This is a genomic window from Halorubrum sodomense (genome assembly GCF_900111935.1).
GTDB lineage: Archaea > Halobacteriota > Halobacteria > Halobacteriales > Haloferacaceae > Halorubrum > Halorubrum sodomense.
In genome coordinates this window covers 547,988-564,585 of record NZ_FOYN01000003.1, presented here as the reverse complement: position 1 = coordinate 564,585, position 16,598 = coordinate 547,988, and the positions used below count along the sequence as shown (strand labels likewise).

Below are 16,598 nucleotides of genomic sequence, written 5' to 3'. Positions count from 1 at the left end.
GGACCCCCGTTTCGCGGCCGAGCGTATCGGCGTTGCGCTTTCGGGACCGGGAGCGGTACAGCGCCCCCGGTCCGACCCGGCCGCTTTTGTCCGCCCGTCGGAACACTCGGGTATGCCCGCCGATCTGGAGGAGAAAACGGACCGCTACGAGCGGATGCTCGCGGACGCGCTCTCCGTCGCAGAGCCCCGTCTGCCGGCCGACACGCCGCTGGGCGAGGCCGCCGCGGACGTGACGGAGATGGCCGAGTCGTACCTCGACGACGGCCGGCACTTCCGCGAGGACGGCGACCCGGTGAACGCGCTCGCCTCGTACTCGTACGGGTACGGCTGGCTCGACGCCGGGGTCAGGCTCGGACTCTTCGCGGTGCCAGACGACACGGAGCTGTTCACGACCTGAGGCCGGCTCGGGCGCCCCGCGTCGCTCGCGTCGCGGCCCCTCGCGGCTCACGTCAGGGCGCCCTCGCCCCGAGGGACGCCCTTATGCGGTGCGGCGTTTCAGAGGGCGCATGGACGAACTCGGGGCCCTGACCGAGCGGCTCGTCTCGATCCCCTCCCACGAGGACGAGACGGCCGCGGGCGACGCGATCGAGGAGTGGCTGCGCGCGGAGACGGACGCGACCGTCGAGCGCGACGACGCCGGCAACGTCCTCGCGTTTGCCGGCGCGACCGACGACCCGGACGCCGACTCGCTCGCCCTCGTCGGCCACCACGACGTGGTGCCGCCCGCGCCCGAGCAGACGACCGGCGACGGCCTCGACGGCGAGTACGTCGTCGAGCGTCGCGACGGCCGGATCTACGGGCGCGGGACCGCCGACATGAAGGGGTCGGTCGCGGCCGCGATGCTCGCCTTCCGCGACGCGACGCCGCCCGCCGACCGCGAGCTGATACTCGCCTCGTTCGTCGGTGAGGAGGTCGGCGGCGAGGGGGCGCGCCACGCCATCGACGCCGGGTTCGCCCCCGACCGCGCGGTCGTCGCGGAGGGGTCGACGAACTACTCGAAGCCGGGCGTCACGGACGTGGTCGTCGCCCACCGCGGCCGGCGCGGGTCGCGGCTCGTCGCGCACGGGGCGGCCGCGCACGCCTCGGAGCCGGAGGCGGGCGAGAACGCGATCTACCGCGCCTGCGACGCGATCGACGGGGTCCGCGACCTCGACGCGCCGCGGGCGACGGTCCTCGGCAACGACGTCTCCGGGTCGCTCGCGGTCACGATCGTCGACGGCGGCGACACGTGGAACGTCATCCCGGAGCGCTGCGAGGCGACGGTCGACGAGCGCACGGTTCCCGGCGGTCGCGCGGACGTGGCGGGCGTCGCCGACGCGACGCCGGGCGTCGAGCTCGTCGTCGATCAGGACCTCCCGCCGATGGCCTGCGGGGACGCGGCCTTCGCCGACGCCGCACTCGACGTGGCCCGCGCGGTCCACGAGGAGCGCGGCCTCGACGCGCCCGAACACGTCACGAAGCCGCACGCGACCGACGCCGGATGGCTCGCCGAGGCCGGGACCGACTGTCTGGTCTGTGGCGCCTCCGAGCCGGGGCAGGCGCACACCGACACCGAGAGCGCGAGCCTGGACGTCCTCGACCGCTGCTACCGGATCTACGCGGATATCGCCGAGCGGGAACTGTAGCGGTCGCGACGGCGGCCTCGGTCGGGGTTCGGCGGCCCGGTGGCGACCCGTATGGAAGGGGTTTTATGCGCCCCGCGGAAAGTGTGCGCCACTATGGGAGACAAGTCGAAGGCTCAAAAGAAGCGTCTGGCGAAGGCGGAGCGCCAGAACACCCGCGTCCCCGCGTGGGTCATGATGAAGACGGACATGAACGTGACGCGAAACCCCAAGCGGCGCAACTGGCGCCGGAACGACCTGGACGAGTAAATGTCGACGAACGACTTCGAGGAGCGCGTCGTCACCGTCCCGCTCCGCGACGCGAAGGAGAAGCCCGTCCAGCAGCGCGCCGACTACGCGATGAAGATCACGCGACAGCACCTCGCGCAGCACTTCTCCGTCGACGAGGACGACGTGATCATCGACGGCTCGGTCAACGAGGCCGTCTGGACGAACGGGCGACAGAACCCGCCCAGCACGGTGCGGGTCCGCGCGGCTCGGTTCGTCGAGGACGGCGAGCCGGTCGTCGAGGCCGAACACGCCGAGTAACGTGTTACGGGCGACCTTCACCGGATCGTCGTACGTGGGCGTGTTCGCCCGCGCGGTCGACGACCTCCTCCTGGTTCGGCCGGACGTCGACGAGGGCCTCGCCGAGGACCTCGCGGCGGAACTCGGCGCCGAGCCGCTGCTGACGACCGTCGGACGGTCGAACACGGTCGGGGCGCTCGCGACGGGTAACGAGCACGGCGTGCTCGTCTCCTCGCGCGCGACCGAACGCGAGAAGGACCGGATCGCGGACGTCGCCGGCGTCCCGGCCGCCGAACTCCCGGGCGAGATCAACGCCGCCGGCAACGTCGTCCTCGCGAACGACTACGGCGCGTACGTCCACCCGGACCTCTCGCGCGAGGCGGTCCAGACGGTCGAGGACGCCCTCGACGTCCCCGTCACCCGCGGCGACCTCGGCGGGGTCAGGACGGTCGGCACCGCGGCGGTCGCCAACGACACGGGCGTGCTCTGTCACCCCCAGTCGACCGAGTCGGAGCTTCAGGCGGTCGAAGAGGCGCTCGACGTCCGCGCCGACCTCGGCACCGTCAACTACGGCGCGCCGCTCGTCGGCTCCGGCCTCGTCGCCACCGACGAGGGGTACGTCGTCGGCGAGGACACGACCGGCCCCGAACTCGGCCGGATCGAAGAGACGCTCGGCTTCATCGATTGAACCAGTCCTCCGTTCCCCCGTTTTCAGTTCGTCGCCGGCTCCCACATTTATAAGCCCCAGCGGAGTTGCGTGCGGCATGCCCGCTATCGAGTGCCGAGACCTGAGCAAGTACTACGGCGACGTCCGCGGGGTCGAAGACGTCTCGTTCACCGTCGAGGAGGGCGAGGTGTTCGGTTTCCTCGGGCCGAACGGCGCGGGGAAGACGACCGCGATCCGCACGCTCCTGGGATTCCTGTCCCCGACGAGCGGCGGCGGAACGCTCCTGGGACACGACGTCACCGACCCCGTCGAGTCGCGCCGCGCCCGGGAGCGGATCGGGTACCTCCCCAGCGACCCGGGGCTCGACCGCGACCGCACCGCGGCGGCGTTCCTCGACCACCAGGCGGCGCTCCGCGGCGAGTCGAGCCGCGACGGCCTCGTCGACCGGTTCGACCTGGACGAGTCGCGTCGGATCGCAGACCTCTCGCGGGGCAACCGGCAGAAGGTGGCGCTGGTGGCCGCGTTCATGCACGACCCGGATCTCCTGTTGCTCGACGAGCCGACCTCCGGGCTCGACCCGCTGCTCCAAGAGGAGTTCGCCGCCCTGGTGCGCGAACGCGTGGACGACGGGGCGAGCGTCCTCCTCTCCTCGCACGTCCTCGGCGAGGTGGCGGCGCTGTGCGACCGCGTCGGCGTCCTCAGGGATGGTCATCTCGCCGCGGTCGAGTCCGTCTCGGACCTCCGGTCTCGCGGCGGCAAACAGGTCCGCGTCCGCGTCGCGGAGGACGTCGACCGGGACGACTTCGAGGTCCGCGGCGCGATGAACCTCCGCGTCGGCGAGACCGTCTCGTTCACGTGGACCGGGGAGTACGACGCGCTGATCGACCTGCTCTCGGGGTACACCGTGCTGGACCTCGACGTCGTCGACGCCCCGCTCGAGGAGGCGTTCATGACCTTCTACGACGGCGACGTGCCGGGGCCGAGCGGGGGCGGCGGACCGAGACCGACCGGCAGCGGCGGGAGCGACGCGTCGAGGGACGCGACCGCGGGATCGGGGGGTGACGCCCGATGAGCGACCGCCCGGCGCCGTGGCTCGCGATCGCGCGCTACGACGCCGCCGGCCGGGCCCGCGGGTCGCTCGCGGTGGCGGGGCTGCTCTCGGCGGCGCTACTCCTCTTTTTGGCCTTCTACCCGTCGCTGTCGACGTCCGGAGTCGACCTCGACGCCTACGTCGAGGCGTTTCCGCCGGCGGTCCGGGAGGCGTTCGGGATCATCGCCATCTCCTCCGTCGAGGGGTTCCTCGCGGTGGAGTTCTACCAGTTCGCGTGGCTGCTCTTGGTCGGCCTCTACCTCGCGTACCTCGCCGGGGGGACAATCGCCGGCGACGTCGCCTCCGGCCGGATGGACCTCACGCTGTCGGCGCCGGTCGCGCGCCGCGACGTCGTGATCGGGCGGTTCCTCGGACTGGTGCCGCTCGTCGCCCTACTGAACCTCGTGGTACCGGTCGTCGCGTACGTCGGCGTCCTCGCGGTCGGGGAGACGATCGCGGTCGAGCGGCTCGTCGCGGTCCACGCGCTCGCGGTCCCGTACCACCTGACGTGCGTCGCGTTCGGCATCGCCGTGTCGACGCTCGTCTCGCGGCCGGGGATCGCTCAGCGGGTCGCGCTCGGCGCGCTGTTCGCGCTGTTCATGCTCGAGTCGGTCGCGGCGAGCACCGACTACGCGGCGGTCGGGGATCTCAGTCCGACGGCGCACTACGACCCGTCCGCCGTCCTCGTATCGGGCGAGTACGATTCGACGGGCGCGGCGGTCCTGCTCGCGGCGACGGTCGTCCTCGTCGCGCTCGCCGTCGTTCGGTTCCGGCGCGCGGATCTCTCGGGGTGACTCGGAAGGCGGAGCCGCTCGGGAGACCTCTCGCTGGGAGGGTCCCCCGCTGGGAATATCTCCCGCTCGGAAGCCCCCCTCGTCGACGCGGCGGCCTGTCCCCCTTTAGGAAGATACTTCCCTGTCCCTGCCACATCGGGAAACATGAGTACGTACACGGTGAGTGGACGGTTCCAGAGTCGAGACGGCGATCAGCCGTTCACGAAGGACGTCGAGGCGGAAAACGAGGACCTCGCCCGCGAGCGAATCTACACCAACGTCGGGAGCCAGCACAACCGCAAGCGCACCCAGATCGACATCGAGGAGGTGTCCGAGGCATGATGGGTGGCGGACAACAGCAGCTTCAGCAGCTCTCCCAGGAGATCCAGGCGCTCGACGAGGAGATCGAGGCGCTCGAAGCCGAGATAGCCGACTACCGCGAGGAGAAGGCCGACATCGACGACGCGGTCGAGGCCATCGAGACCCTCGACACGGGCGCGACCGTTCAGGTCCCGCTCGGCGGCGGCGCGTACCTCCGCGCCGAGGTCCAGGACATCGACGAGGTCATCGTCTCGCTCGGCGGCAACTACTCCGCGGAGCAGGAGCAGGACGACGCCATCGACGTCCTCCGGCGCAAGCAGGAGGCGCTCGACGACCGCATCGAAGAGACGCAGGCGGAGGTCGAAGAGCTGGAGTCCGAGAGCGACGAGCTCGAACAGCAGGCCCAGCAGATGCAACAGCAGATGCAGCAACAGCAGATGCAGCAGATGCAGCAGACGCAGGACGGAGAGGAGTAAGACGAGGGTCAGACCGTGTTCGACGGACTGAAAGACAAGCTCTCGGGCTTCCGAGAGGACGTCGAAGCGTCGACCGAGGTCGACGAGGAGGCGTCCCCCGAGGAGGGAGCGGCCCCGGGGAGCGACGCCGACGCGAGCGACGAGGCCCCCGAAGGCGGCGCTGCGGCGACCGCCGCCGAAGCCGACGCAGTCGAGGCCGACGAGACGACCTCGGACGACGACGAACCGAGCACCTTCCAGCGCGCGAAGGCGTTCGCGACCGGGCGAATTATCATCGAGGAGGAGGACTTAGAGGAGCCGCTGTGGAACCTCGAGATGGCGCTGCTCGAAAGCGACGTGGAGATGAGCGTCGCCGAGCAGATCCTCGACAGCGTCCGCGAGAGCATGCTCGGCGAGTCCCGCAAGCAGGTCGAGACCACCGGCGAACTCGTCGAGTCGGCGCTTCACGACGCCCTCCTCGACGTCATCGCCGTCGGGCAGTTCGACTTCGAGCAGCGGATCGCCGAGGCGGACAAGCCCGTCACCATCGTCTTCACCGGCGTCAACGGCGTCGGGAAGACGACGAGCATCGCGAAGCTCTCGGAGTGGCTCGCAGACCGCGGCTACTCGTCCGTCCTCGCGAACGGCGACACCTACCGCGCGGGCGCGAACGAGCAGATCCGCGAACACGCCGACCGGCTCGGCCGGGACCTGATCAGCCACGATCAGGGCGGCGATCCGGCGGCCGTCATCTACGACGGCGTCGAGTACGCCGAGGCGAACGACATCGACGTCGTCCTCGGCGACACGGCGGGGCGGCTCCACACAAGCGACGACCTGATGGCCCAACTGGAGAAGATCGACCGCGTCGTCGACCCCGACATGACCCTCTTCGTCGACGAGGCGGTCGCGGGCCAAGACGCGGTCAACCGCGCGAAGGAGTTCGACGACGCCGCGGCGATCGACGGCGCGATCCTGACGAAGGCCGACGCCGACTCCTCGGGCGGCGCCGCCATCTCGGTCGCGTACGTCACCGGCAAGCCGATCCTCTTCCTCGGCACCGGACAGGGGTACGACGACATCACCCGGTTCGACCCCGAGGCCCTCGTCGAGAGCCTGCTCGACGAGGAGTGACCCCCGAGACGAGCTCGGTCCGGACGCTCTCCGTCTGAACGGTCTCTCCGCTCGCGTTCATCGGGATTCGGAACACCGGCTAGTCGGGGCTCGCGGAAGCGGTGACCGCCGTCTCTCGCTCCGGCCTCGTCGTCGCGGTCCGTGGTCGGAGGACCGTCGTTCCCCTAATCGTCGCCGGCCCGGCCGGCCGGTTCCTCGTGGGTGTCGTCGCGAGCCGTGAGCGACCGCGACTCCGCCCGGTCCACGATCCGCACCGCGGCGAACACCGACCCGACGCCGAGCGCGGCGCCGGCGACGACGTCGGTGAGCCAGTGGATGCCGAGGTACATCGTCGAGAACACCACGGCGACCGCGACCGCGGCGGCGACGGGCGTCCAGCGCGGATGCGTCCGTCGCGAGCGCCAGGCGACCGCGACGACGGCCACCGACAGGGAGGTGTGGAGCGACGGAAACACGTTGGTATTCGACGCCACCGCCGCGGTGAGGTCCTGCGTCTGCGGGTACACCCGGTACATCAGTCCGGAGACGGTCTCCAAGTGGTTTCGCGGCCCGTACGAGATGAACAGGGTGTAACAGACGGTGCCGACGGCGTAGTTCAGCATGTACGCGACGAGCAGTTCCTTCAGGTGTCGCTGTCGGCGTCCCGCCGAGAGGAAGTACGTTATCGGTCCCGCGACGAGGAGGAACGCGAACCCGACCATGTAGCTCACGGTGAAGAACTCCAGCGTCGCCTCCGGCGTCACGTCTTGGAGGCCCGCCACGAACCCGCCTTCCAGCGCGTACAGCTCGTCGGTGATGTTCCAGCCCAGCGCGCGAGAGAAGCGCAGCCGATACCCCTGCGTGAGCTGTTTGACCGCGAGGAGCGCGACCGCCGCCCCGAGGTAGGGGGCGACCCCGCGGATGCGCTCGTCGACATCGGTCATCGCCCGCGACACCTGTCGAGGCCCGACACAGAGGAGGGCTGTGACCGCCGTTCCGGCCATTACCGAGAGGCCGGTAGCGGCGGTCACTTCGAGGAGCGCCATCGTCGTCTTTACACGGATCGTCGCGACATATGAGTGACACGGACGGCGGTCGTTCCTTCGCGTCTTGTCGTTCGCGGCTGATAGAACCGACTGGGGCAATTAGATATAGCGAAATACTATTTACGCGTTCTCGTGCGAACAGGATACGTTGGTATTTGGACAACACATACCTGATCCGTTGACACCCGACCAACGCGACGGGACGGCTGGTTCACGAAACCAGTCGGTAGACGTTCGCCTCGTACGTCTCCCGGACCTGATCGCCCCAGTTGTGGGTGTACGTGTCGATCACGTCGTCGGCGACGTCGCCGCGCAGGTACTTCACCACGCCGCGGTCGCCGGTTCTGTCTCTGAGGTGCGTCGTGAAGAAGTGCCGGAAGTAGTGAGGCGTAACGTTCTCGTCGGCGCCGCCGCCGGTCCGATACCAGCCCTCCTCGCGGGCGTACCGCTCAACGACGTGCCTGACCGCCTGCGGCCGGAGTCGCTCGCCCCATCCCTCCGCGGTGCCGACGAACAACGGGTCCGCGGGCGACGGAGAATCCGGTCGGACCGCGAGCCACGCCTTCAACGTCCGCCGAAGCTCGTCGTCGACCGGGATCACCGTCCCGCGCTTCCGCTTGTTGGCGGCCGTCCGCGCCTCGCCGTTCAGTTCCTCGCCGACGGTCGCCTCCGCGGTCACGAATATCGAGTCCGGTCGCTCGGACAGCGCGGGGCGCCCGCCGAGCGCGTACGCGGCGTCGAGCTCCGGGTCGGAAACGGCCAGATCGCGGAGGTCAAGGTTACACAACTCGCCGACCCGCATGCCGGTCTTCAGTAGCGTCACCACGAGCGCGCGGTGGAGGGGATGACGGATCCCGGCGACAAACGACCGCATCGCCGGGATCGAGACGTCGCGACGGGCGGGGTCCTTATCGACGGTCTCGTCCATCTCCTCCATCACCAGCGTCATCGGATTGTCGTCGAAGGCGCCCACTTCCGTCATATACCCGTAAAACCGATGCAGGTACGCCGCGTACGTCGCGACGGTGCTGTCGGCGGCGTCGCCCCGCAGCGAGTGGACGAACGACATACAGTCCCGGTGCGTCGCGGCGTTCGGTTCGGTCTCGTCGAGAAACGCCTCGAACCGACGGAGGACGCGCTCGTACGCCGCTCTGGTTCGGTCGGTCTTCCCGTGATACGTGAGGTCTTCGAGGAAGTAGCCGATCGGGTCGTCCGGATCGGGAGCCGCTCTGGCGCTACTCATCGGTCAACACGTATCCCCCGTCCCGGCCGCTGTATCGGACGCGGTTGCGATCCTGTAAGTCGTCCAGCGTCGCCTCCAGTTCGTCTTCCACGTCACCGACGACGGCCTGGACGAGTTCGTCCCACGAACGAGGCCCGGATTCGAGAGCCGCGTGGACCCGCCTTTCGAGGTCGTGACCCTGGGGGTCGGAGGCCTCGGGAGCGGGTTCGTCGTGCCCCGCCGACTCGGTCGGCGTGAACCCCCTGCGCCCGGCCTGTACCATCGTCCTGACGAACTCGCTCAGCGACATGTCGAGTTCGTCGGCGTGGTTTCGCCAGACGTCCTTCTGTTCCGTCGGGACGTACGTCTTCACCGACTGTCGATCGCCTCCCATCGTTCGAACGACGTTTCTCGCGCGTGTGACTTTAATCTATCCTAGATTTACGGATAAGTGACCTTATCTTCTTTTCTAGTGCTCTTAGCCGACCGCCGTGTATTGAATATCTCGTAATCTAGGGCTACTACTATGAAAATCTAGTACTACATCTTCGGATATACTTTTCGTGGATAACCGTGCGAAACACCCGCGCGAGTTCGAGCCGAATCGTCGGTCGCTCACTCCGATCGGAACGACTCGATCAGCTGCTACCGTTTTCTCGCGGCATCGAGACGGTCAGTACGGGGTAACGTGCCGGGGTCGATACCCGTCTCACCACTACCGCATATATCGCATCCCGCGATATCGTATCCGGCGTCAGACGCGAATCTCCGAGTCGGCGGCTTCGCGGTCGAGCGCTCGAAGCACGCGCGAGACCGACTCCGCCGTCTCGGCCGCGTTGCGCATCAGAACCGTCTCACTGGGGAACAGCTGTTCGCCGACCGAGAGCCCGTGTTCGCGGGCGGTCGAACCGGTGACGGTGAGGTACACGCCGAGGCCGACTCGGGCGATAGCGGCCTCCTCTTCCTCGTCGGCCTCGGGATAGACGAACTCGACGCCGTCGAGCGCGTCAGTCCCCAGCACCGCGGTGACGAGACGCTCGTACCGGGGCGAGATACACAGCGGCCCCTCGTAGTCGACGAGGAACGCGCGGTCGAACGTCTCGCTCGGAGCCCGGCCGTTCTCGCGCCCCATCAGAGTGTGATACACCGTGTCACCGAGTCCGCCGACGACGCGGACGTCGGTGTCGACCGGATCGATTCGGTCGTTGATGTCGGAGATGTTACCGAGCCCGGTCGCTCTTATCCCGACCACCTCCTCTAACACGAGGTCGGCGGAGTCGAATCCGAGCGCGAACTCGTGGGTCCGGAGCGCTCGAAACGGTTCCTCGCGGCCGACGAGCGTGACCGTCACACCGCCCAGATCGACCGTTGCGGCGTCGAAGACGATCCGGCGGGGTTTCCCGTTCCGGTCGTCGCGCAGCAGCGTGAACTCCGGTTTCGCCTCCGTCGTCGGGTCAGAGTACTCGGCGAGCCGTTCGTAGGGACCGTCGTCGGCGTCGACCGCGCCCTTCGTGACGGCCTTCTCGTACCGGAGCGTGTTGCTCACGGTGTCCGCGAGCCGGTCGATGCGGTCGTCGTCCGCGACGGCCGCGACCCGCTCTAAGACGGCCTCGAGCGGGCGTCCCTTGCGAGGAACCGCGACCGGAACCGGATCTGTCATTGGGCGAGATGGGGTCGCGCGCGTGAAACGGATTGCGTTTTGGAACCGATCGGACAGAGCCGGACGACAGGAGTCGTGTATCGTCGTAAACGGTCGAATTAGGGCCCGAAGGCCTCGTTGAGACGAGTTCGGAACTCGTCGAGTTCGTCGAGGTGATCGTTGATCTCGTCCAACTCGGCGGCCACGTCGTCGAGGTCCTCGCCGAGGCGGTCCTCGATGTCGGTGAGCCGCGCGTCGATCTCCGCGAGGTCGTCCCACAGGTCGTCGAACTCCTCGTCGAAGCGGTCGAGGCCGGACTCCACGTCGTCGATGCGATCTTCGGCGTTTTCGGCGCGCTCCGCCGCGTCTTCGGCCCGACCCTCGGCGTTTTCGGCGCGCTCCGCCGCCTTGTCGACCTCCTCGTACAGCGTCTCGACGTCGTCGCCTAGGTCGTCGACCGTCTCCGCGACGGCGTCCGCCTGGCCGTCGATCCGCTCGACGTCCGCGGTGAGGTCGTCGACGTCGGTCTCGACCGTCGAAACGGCGTCTCGGACGGACTCGACCGTCTCGTCGACGGACGCGACCTCGTCTTCGACCGCCCGCACGTCGCCCTCGACGTCGCGGACGTCGTCCTCCACGTTGCGAACGTCGCCTTCGACCTCCTCGATCTCGCCCTCGACGGCGTCGACGCGCGTTTCGACCGCGTCGACGGCGTCCGAGGTCGAATCGACCGCGGAATCGACGCGCTCGACGTCCGACTCGATCGCCTCGCGCTCCTCGTCCGCGACGTCGACGCGCTCGTCGAGCGCGTCCACCTCGGATTCGACGGCGTCGACGCGCTCGTCGATGCCGTCGAGGATCTCTCGGGCCGTCCCCTCCTCGTCGATGAACTCCGCGAGGGCGTCGGCGTACGCCTCGATATCGGCCACGCTCGACTGGAGTCGGGAGATGCGTACGTCGACGCTGCGGGGAACGGCCGCGTCGAACGCCTCCTCGATGGTCGCGATGTCTTCTTCGTCCGCCGCGCCCGTCCGGATCTCGGCCGCCAGCGCGGCCGCCAGACCCCCCTCACCCGGGAGGCTGCCGGCGGTATCGTCCGTTTCACCGGTGTCGACGCCCTCCTCTCCTCCCTCGGTGTCGACGCCCTCGTCCACCTCCTCGACCACGGCCTCCGAATCGTCGACTGCGGGCGATTCAGCGGGCTCGTCCTCGTCGGGCTCGGTCTCCGATTCGGCCGCGGCTCCGAGCGGCGCGCCCTCGTGTTCGGTCACTGCCGCCGCGCCGTCGTCGGTGACCGTCCGGGGTTCGGGCGAGTCGGTCTCCGCCTCGTCGGCACTGTCGCCTTCGGGATCCGCGCCGGTCGCTTCGGGCTCAGGCGCTTGGGGGGGCGATTCATCGGGCTCTTCGGGCGGCAGATCGTCGGATTCGGCCATGCCGGGAAGGGTCTCGCGGTCGCCGGAGAGGACCTCCCTGACCGCGTCCGTGTCGCCGGCGCCGAGCACGTCTTCTATCTCCTCGCCGACGGGCACGTGTTCGATCACCGGCGTGCCGAGGAACCCGTCGAGGTCGGGGTCGTCGTCCCGGATCCCGAACACCGTTTCGACGCTCTCGTCGGGGTCGATCACGCGCTCGAACTCCACCCGGTGGTCCTTGTACGCCGTCCAGTTCTCGCTCTCGTACTCCGGGTGGAACCCCACCCGGTCCATCGGGAACGACTCCGGAATCCGATCGACGATGCGCACCCGTACGGGGTCCTCGCGGTTCGAGGAGAGGAGATACCTCACCGCGGGCACGGGGAACGCGTCGTCCGTGAAGGATTTCTCGACGCGGATCCCGTCCTCGTCGACGGTCGTCGTCGCCTCTGCCGTCCGTTCGCTCATACCCGCACGGTCCCGGAGCAGGGGTTTAAATTCCACGGGCCGCGTTTCGTGGTTGATAACCGAAATCCCGCGAAAACGGCCGCTCGACTCCCGTTTAGAGGTCGATCCGGTCGCCGATCTCGACGACTTCGAGCTGGTCCGGCGACTCATAGCTCCGAACGTGGTCGTGGAGCGCGGTCGGGTCGGCGGTCAGCCCCTTCCACATGTCCCAGTGAGTCGGCACCAGCCGGTCGAGCCCGAGGTCGTTCGCGGCCGCGCTGATCTCGTTTTCGTCGCTGTACCACTTCGTCCGGACCGGTTCGCCCGTCTCCCCGTCGGGAATCGTCCCCTCGGAGCCGAACGCGAGGATTCCGAGGTCGATGTCGAACCGCTCGGCGAGCTCGGTGAACGACGGGGAAGGCTTGCTGTCGCCGGCGTGGAACACCGTCCCCGCCTCGTGTTCGATCACGTAGCCGACGGGATGTGTCGCGTCCGTGTCGTGCGTTTCGACGACGTGGACGGTGAACTCGCCGATCCGCAGTTCGTCGCCCTCCGTCACCTCCGTGAAGGCGGCCTCGCTCACCGCGTACTCGTCGGTCCACCGCTCCTCCTCTCGCGCGACCGCGAGCGAGTCGTCGGGCGCGACGAGGTCGGCGTCCGTGTTCTCGAGAATCGGGGCCTGTGAGGGGCCGTGAACGTGGTCCGTGTGCTCGTGGGTTGCCAGCACCGCGTCCGCGACGTTGACGTCGGCGGGATCGAAGGGGATCGGGATCATCCGGACCGTCCGCGGCGGGTCGCCGGTCCCGACGTACGGGTCGATCCAGAGGACGGTCCCCCCGCTCCCCTTGACCGCGAAGCCGTTACAGCCCAGGTACCACAGCGCCACCGTGTCGGGGTCGGCGGCCGCGACAGCGCGCGGCAGCCAGTCGCCCCAGTCGGAGTCGACCATGAGCGTCGCTGCGGATTCGGCGGGGGTAATTATTCCGGAGTCCTTCCGATCGGCCGGCGGCCGCAAATTCTGTCGGGTAACGAACGACGCATATCTGTTCTGATTCGAACGTATGTATCATATATCGCTATACGAAAACTCGCGGCCGCGTCGACACACAGTACAGGAACCGCGTCGGACGCGATCCCCTTTCGACGTGGACGGCAGACGATTCCACGGCCACGACCGTCTTCGTCCATCTGGTCGAATACCTCTCGTTCGGTGCTGGAGACCCGATTTTGCGATGAGACAATTCACACCGAGATTCGAAAATCGAACCAGATCAGATATATCCCGACGACGCGTACCTGTTCCGTGGCGATTCTCGACCCGTACAGCGACCGATCGCGGGCTGTGCTTGCCTGGGTTGCCGTATTCGCGGCCATCGGCGGGCTCGTCGTCGCCGGAGCGTTTCTCTCCGACCCTGCGGCGAACGCGCCCGACCCCGTCGCGTACGATGATACCGTCGAGCTCGGGCTGTCTACGGAGACGGACTCGCTAATGTCCGACTCGGGCCGAATCCCGCGCGTTCAGGTGTTTTACTCGCAGCTTCAGTACGTCATCGGATACAACGGCGTCGAATCCTTCGTCGATCGACTCGACGATGGCGACACCGAACGTCGGTTCGGCTATCCGCTCGTCGCGTACGTCGAAACCTTCGACGGAACCGAACCGGGGACGACTGAGACGGGGTTGTTCACGGCGGCCGAATCGAGACCGTCGTCGTGGACGCCCGCCCGGGAAGCGGTCTACGTCGTCGGCAGCGAGGCTCGGACGCCCGCCGGCGAGACGGTCATCCCGTTTGCCTCTCGGGACGCGGCAACGGCGTTCACCGGGAGTCACGGCGGGGAAACCGTCGATTGGGCGGAGCTTCAGACGCGGTCGTTCGACGTCGACTCCGGGGCGGTCGCGCGGGCGATGGCACCGGAACGGTGGGAGGTGGCGGACAGACGGGTCACGGCCGCGGAGCGAACCGCCGACCGCCCCGTCTCGGTAACCGTCGGTGCGGACGCCGAGACGATTTCGGCCGCGGTCGACGCGGCCCCGCCGAACACGACGGTCGTCGTGCCGCCTGGATCCTACGAGGAGCGGATCAACGTCACGAAACCCCTCACGATCGCCGGCGAAGGCGCACACGTCAGCGGCGGCGGGAACGGTTCGGTGATCACCGTCCGGGCTCCGAACGTCGCGGTCACAGGACTGACGATCGACGGCACCGGTAATCGGACCCGGGATCCCGAAGCGGCCCGACGACGGGCCGAAGAGGCCGCGCAAGGAAGCGAGACGGAGTCGTGGGACACGAACATCCAACTCGGATACGGCTACGGCGACGCCGGGATCCGCGGACTCAACGCGCCGGGGTTGTTCATAGACGACGTGGCGATCGATACGAACGCGAGCGGCGTTCTCCTGCGGGACGGATCGGACGCGGTGATCCGTGATATCGAGGTCAACGGAACGGGCGAGTGGGACGACGGCTTCATGGGAATCACCGGGATGGAGTCCCGGGTGACGGTCACCAACGGGACGTTCACGAACGGTCGCGACGGGATCTACCTCCACCGCGCCGACGGGTCGATCGTCAGGAACTCGACGTTCAGACGGAACCGCTACGGCGTCCATCTCATGTACACCGGCGACGCCCTGATCGCGGACAACTCGTTCCGAGATGAGATCTTCGCGGGGATCACGGTGATGACCCGGCCAGCCCGCAACGCGATCGTCGGCAACGATGTCCGCGGCTCGGCGGCCGGGATACAGTCATCCGGCACGCTGACGTACATCGGTTACAACACGCTCGCACACAACGGTCTGGGATTTTCGACCAGCTCCCGCGGCTCGCTGTACGAGCACAACGTCGTCGTGGACAACGAGGTGGGCGCCCGAGCGACGACGGTCGTGCCCGCGAGCCGCGTGGTCGCGAACGACTTTGTGGGGAATGACCACCACGCCGGGGCGGGAGCAGGACCGCTACGCGTGTGGGCCGACGGCGACTGCGGCAACTACTGGGAGGGAGCGAACGCGGGACTCCACGAGCCGGGCGAGCGCGCCTACCGCCCGACGTGGCCGATCGACGCCGCGCTCCACCGGGAACCCGCCGTCGCCGCGCTCCGCGAGTCGCCGGTGAACGAACTTCTCGAACGACTCCGTGGCACCGTCGCGGGAGCGCGTTCTGGGAGTATCATCGATCCGGCACCGGCGCCGGAGCCGTACGCTCCCGATCGGATCGCGGCGGCCGCGGACCCGAACGGGACGGCGGTCCACGCCGACTGGCGGGCGCAGATCGATAACCGCGGCCATGCTGCTCGGCAACTCGACGACCGACCCATGACCGCGGACGACCGAAACGCAACGCGACCGAACTGGGGTACCGAGCCGAACGAACGGGCAGCGGTCGAGGAGGCGTCTCCATGACCGAGCGCTCGTCGACGGAGGGGACGCCCGATGCCGGGTCGGCGGTCGACGGCGCTAAACCAGATCGCGTGGTCGTCGACGACCTCACCCGGACGTACGGCGGCGTGCCGGTGCTTGATTCGGTGTCACTCGCGTTCGGGCCGGGACTCACCGTGGTGATCGGCCCGAATGGCTCCGGAAAGTCCACGCTGCTCGGTGCGCTCGCAGGAACTGTTCCCCCGATCACCGGGGAGATCCGACGGCCGAACGTCGAGGACGGGAGTGGGAAGTCGATCGGTTACCTCCCCCAGCGGGTCCCGTTCCGGGAGGGGTTCACCGCTCGGGAAACGCTCGCGTTCTACGCGCGACTGGTCGACGGAGACCCCGACGCCGCGCTCGCGTCGGTCGGACTGTCGGACGCCGCCGACAGACCGGTCGAGGATCTCTCGGGCGGAATGCAGCGGCTGCTCGGCATCGCACAGGCGATGTTGGGCGATCCGCCGCTCGTCGTGCTCGACGAGCCGGCCAGCGGGCTCGACCCCGGAATGCGCGAGCGGGCGTTCCGGACTGCGGCCGCCCACGCGACCGACGACGTGACGGTCGTCGTGAGTACACACAATCTCGACCTCGTCGATGCCCACGCTGATCGCGTCGTCATGCTCGCCCGCGGACGGGTCGCGGCCGCCGGGGACCTCGACGCCCTCCGCGACGAGTACGGCGTCGACACGACCACGGCGCTGTACGAGGCCGCGGGACGCGACGCTACCCTGTCCGGGACCGACGACGACGCAGACCCAGCGAGAAGTGGTGCGGCGGCCGAAGACAAGCGAAACGGGCCCGGCGACGACGGCGACCGCGATGTCCACGTGACGGGGGTATCCGAACGATGACCGCGGATCTCG

General features: G+C 68.5%; 18 protein-coding genes. 12 read left to right on the top strand and 6 right to left on the bottom strand.

Annotation, left to right across the window (positions count from 1 at the left end; translation table 11 throughout):
- The first annotated feature begins 112 nt into the window (after positions 1-112).
- The 10 genes from BM286_RS12195 to ftsY all read left to right on the top strand — a co-directional run bounded on the left by BM286_RS12195 (position 113) and on the right by ftsY (position 6,569).
- The gene (locus tag BM286_RS12195; protein WP_092922653.1) at positions 113-397 is read left to right on the top strand and encodes a DUF357 domain-containing protein; all 285 of its coding nucleotides are present in this window, start codon (positions 113-115) and stop codon (positions 395-397) included.
- 109 nt (positions 398-506) lie between these two features.
- The gene (locus BM286_RS12190) at positions 507-1,625 is read left to right on the top strand and encodes a M20 family metallopeptidase (protein WP_092922650.1); all 1,119 of its coding nucleotides are present in this window, start codon (positions 507-509) and stop codon (positions 1,623-1,625) included.
- 93 nt (positions 1,626-1,718) lie between these two features.
- The gene (locus BM286_RS12185; RefSeq protein WP_004050128.1) at positions 1,719-1,871 is read left to right on the top strand and encodes a 50S ribosomal protein L39e; all 153 of its coding nucleotides are present in this window, start codon (positions 1,719-1,721) and stop codon (positions 1,869-1,871) included.
- On the top strand, positions 1,872-2,150 hold the full coding sequence (locus BM286_RS12180) for a 50S ribosomal protein L31e (RefSeq protein WP_092922647.1): 279 nt from the start codon (positions 1,872-1,874) through the stop codon (positions 2,148-2,150). It abuts the gene before it with no gap.
- Position 2,151: 1 nt separating this feature from the next.
- On the top strand, positions 2,152-2,817 hold the full coding sequence (locus BM286_RS12175; protein WP_092922644.1) for a translation initiation factor IF-6: 666 nt from the start codon (positions 2,152-2,154) through the stop codon (positions 2,815-2,817).
- Between the two features lie 76 nt (positions 2,818-2,893).
- Entirely contained in the window at positions 2,894-3,868 is a 975-nt protein-coding gene (locus BM286_RS12170; protein WP_092922641.1) for an ABC transporter ATP-binding protein, read from the top strand.
- Entirely contained in the window at positions 3,865-4,680 is an 816-nt protein-coding gene (locus BM286_RS12165) for an ABC transporter permease (protein WP_092922638.1), read from the top strand. The genes BM286_RS12170 and BM286_RS12165 overlap by 4 nt, the downstream gene beginning before the upstream one ends.
- A gap of 144 nt (positions 4,681-4,824) precedes the next feature.
- The gene (rpl18a, locus tag BM286_RS12160; protein WP_092922635.1) at positions 4,825-5,001 is read left to right on the top strand and encodes a 50S ribosomal protein L18Ae; all 177 of its coding nucleotides are present in this window, start codon (positions 4,825-4,827) and stop codon (positions 4,999-5,001) included.
- Positions 5,001-5,456, top strand: a complete 456-nt coding sequence (gene pfdA / locus BM286_RS12155) for a prefoldin subunit alpha (protein WP_092922632.1) — start codon at positions 5,001-5,003, stop codon at positions 5,454-5,456. The genes rpl18a and pfdA overlap by 1 nt, the downstream gene beginning before the upstream one ends.
- Before the next feature lie 15 nt (positions 5,457-5,471).
- Positions 5,472-6,569 (top strand): signal recognition particle-docking protein FtsY, encoded by a 1,098-nt coding sequence (ftsY, locus tag BM286_RS12150; protein ID WP_092922629.1) that lies wholly within the window; start codon positions 5,472-5,474, stop codon positions 6,567-6,569.
- Between the two features lie 164 nt (positions 6,570-6,733).
- Here the strand turns inward: ftsY and BM286_RS12145 are convergent, their stop codons facing one another.
- The 6 genes from BM286_RS12145 to BM286_RS12120 all read right to left on the bottom strand — a co-directional run bounded on the left by BM286_RS12145 (position 6,734) and on the right by BM286_RS12120 (position 13,263).
- The gene (locus BM286_RS12145) at positions 6,734-7,594 is read right to left on the bottom strand and encodes a phosphatase PAP2 family protein (protein ID WP_092922626.1); all 861 of its coding nucleotides are present in this window, start codon (positions 7,592-7,594) and stop codon (positions 6,734-6,736) included.
- Between the two features lie 211 nt (positions 7,595-7,805).
- The gene (locus BM286_RS12140) at positions 7,806-8,837 is read right to left on the bottom strand and encodes a tyrosine-type recombinase/integrase (protein WP_092922623.1); all 1,032 of its coding nucleotides are present in this window, start codon (positions 8,835-8,837) and stop codon (positions 7,806-7,808) included.
- The gene (locus BM286_RS12135; protein WP_092922620.1) at positions 8,830-9,210 is read right to left on the bottom strand and encodes a DUF5805 domain-containing protein; all 381 of its coding nucleotides are present in this window, start codon (positions 9,208-9,210) and stop codon (positions 8,830-8,832) included. The genes BM286_RS12140 and BM286_RS12135 overlap by 8 nt, the downstream gene beginning before the upstream one ends.
- 360 nt (positions 9,211-9,570) lie before the next feature.
- Positions 9,571-10,476 carry a hypothetical protein gene (locus BM286_RS12130; RefSeq protein ID WP_092922617.1) on the bottom strand — a complete coding sequence of 302 codons (906 nt, stop codon included), beginning with the start codon at positions 10,474-10,476 and terminating at the stop codon, positions 9,571-9,573.
- Between the two features lie 98 nt (positions 10,477-10,574).
- The gene (locus BM286_RS12125) at positions 10,575-12,335 is read right to left on the bottom strand and encodes an alanine-zipper protein (protein ID WP_092922614.1); all 1,761 of its coding nucleotides are present in this window, start codon (positions 12,333-12,335) and stop codon (positions 10,575-10,577) included.
- Positions 12,336-12,429: 94 nt separating this feature from the next.
- Positions 12,430-13,263, bottom strand: a complete 834-nt coding sequence (locus tag BM286_RS12120) for an MBL fold metallo-hydrolase (RefSeq protein ID WP_092922611.1) — start codon at positions 13,261-13,263, stop codon at positions 12,430-12,432.
- A gap of 354 nt (positions 13,264-13,617) precedes the next feature.
- On the opposite strand from BM286_RS12120, the gene BM286_RS12115 reads away from it, so the two are divergent.
- Positions 13,618-15,717, top strand: coding sequence for a NosD domain-containing protein (locus BM286_RS12115; RefSeq protein ID WP_092922608.1), 2,100 nt, complete (start codon positions 13,618-13,620; stop codon positions 15,715-15,717).
- Entirely contained in the window at positions 15,714-16,586 is an 873-nt protein-coding gene (locus BM286_RS12110; protein WP_092922605.1) for an ABC transporter ATP-binding protein, read from the top strand. Before BM286_RS12115 ends, BM286_RS12110 begins: the two co-directional genes overlap by 4 nt.
- Positions 16,587-16,598: the final 12 nt, after the last annotated feature.

Excerpts from the sequence above, each read along its gene's own strand:
- BM286_RS12195 (WP_092922653.1), top strand. The coding sequence starts at position 113 with ATGCCCGCCGATCTGGAGGAGAAAACGGACCGCTACGAGCGGATGCTC.
- BM286_RS12190 (WP_092922650.1), top strand. The coding sequence starts at position 507 with ATGGACGAACTCGGGGCCCTGACCGAGCGGCTCGTCTCGATCCCCTCC.
- BM286_RS12185 (WP_004050128.1), top strand. The coding sequence starts at position 1,719 with ATGGGAGACAAGTCGAAGGCTCAAAAGAAGCGTCTGGCGAAGGCGGAG.
- BM286_RS12180 (WP_092922647.1), top strand. The coding sequence starts at position 1,872 with ATGTCGACGAACGACTTCGAGGAGCGCGTCGTCACCGTCCCGCTCCGC.
- BM286_RS12170 (WP_092922641.1), top strand. The coding sequence starts at position 2,894 with ATGCCCGCTATCGAGTGCCGAGACCTGAGCAAGTACTACGGCGACGTC.
- BM286_RS12165 (WP_092922638.1), top strand. The coding sequence starts at position 3,865 with ATGAGCGACCGCCCGGCGCCGTGGCTCGCGATCGCGCGCTACGACGCC.
- rpl18a (WP_092922635.1), top strand. The coding sequence starts at position 4,825 with ATGAGTACGTACACGGTGAGTGGACGGTTCCAGAGTCGAGACGGCGAT.
- pfdA (WP_092922632.1), top strand. The coding sequence starts at position 5,001 with ATGGGTGGCGGACAACAGCAGCTTCAGCAGCTCTCCCAGGAGATCCAG.
- BM286_RS12145 (WP_092922626.1), bottom strand. The coding sequence starts at position 7,594 with ATGGCGCTCCTCGAAGTGACCGCCGCTACCGGCCTCTCGGTAATGGCC.
- BM286_RS12140 (WP_092922623.1), bottom strand. The coding sequence starts at position 8,837 with ATGAGTAGCGCCAGAGCGGCTCCCGATCCGGACGACCCGATCGGCTAC.
- BM286_RS12135 (WP_092922620.1), bottom strand. The coding sequence starts at position 9,210 with ATGGGAGGCGATCGACAGTCGGTGAAGACGTACGTCCCGACGGAACAG.
- BM286_RS12130 (WP_092922617.1), bottom strand. The coding sequence starts at position 10,476 with ATGACAGATCCGGTTCCGGTCGCGGTTCCTCGCAAGGGACGCCCGCTC.
- BM286_RS12125 (WP_092922614.1), bottom strand. The coding sequence starts at position 12,335 with ATGAGCGAACGGACGGCAGAGGCGACGACGACCGTCGACGAGGACGGG.
- BM286_RS12120 (WP_092922611.1), bottom strand. The coding sequence starts at position 13,263 with ATGGTCGACTCCGACTGGGGCGACTGGCTGCCGCGCGCTGTCGCGGCC.
- BM286_RS12110 (WP_092922605.1), top strand. The coding sequence starts at position 15,714 with ATGACCGAGCGCTCGTCGACGGAGGGGACGCCCGATGCCGGGTCGGCG.